Annotated in this window: 1 pseudogene; it reads left to right on the top strand. The window is 78.0% G+C overall.

Features of this window, described 5'->3' with window-relative positions:
- Positions 1-378, top strand: a pseudogene (locus SACPADRAFT_RS32535) (class I SAM-dependent RNA methyltransferase); the annotation flags it as partial.

The raw sequence follows: 378 nt of genomic DNA, 5'->3' as shown, positions 1-378 counted from the left end.
AGGACTGCCGATCACCACGCGGCCGCGGCCGGTGCGGTCCTGCCGGGCTCCGCCGAGCCCGGGACCGAGGTCGAGGTCACCGAGGACGCCACCGGGGACGTCCACGTGCGGCACTCTTCCGGGCGTTCCGCCGCCGGGACGGCGGTGCAGGAGGCCGCGGGGCGCCGGTGGCGGTTGTCCGCGCAGGGCTTCTGGCAGGTCCACCCGGCCGCCGCCGACACCTTCGCCGGTGTGGTCGGCGAGTGGGCGGAGGCCACACCGGGTGCGCGTGCGTGGGACCTGTTCGCCGGGGTCGGTCTGTTCGCCTCGGTGCTGGCCGGGCAGGTCGGCCGGCGGGGGCGGGTGCTGGCCGTCGAGTCCGACCGCCGTGCCGTCGCC

Source organism: Saccharomonospora iraqiensis subsp. paurometabolica YIM 90007, from assembly GCF_000231035.2.
In the GTDB taxonomy this organism is placed as follows: domain Bacteria; phylum Actinomycetota; class Actinomycetes; order Mycobacteriales; family Pseudonocardiaceae; genus Saccharomonospora; species Saccharomonospora paurometabolica.
This window is presented reverse-complemented; position numbering and strand designations above follow the sequence as displayed.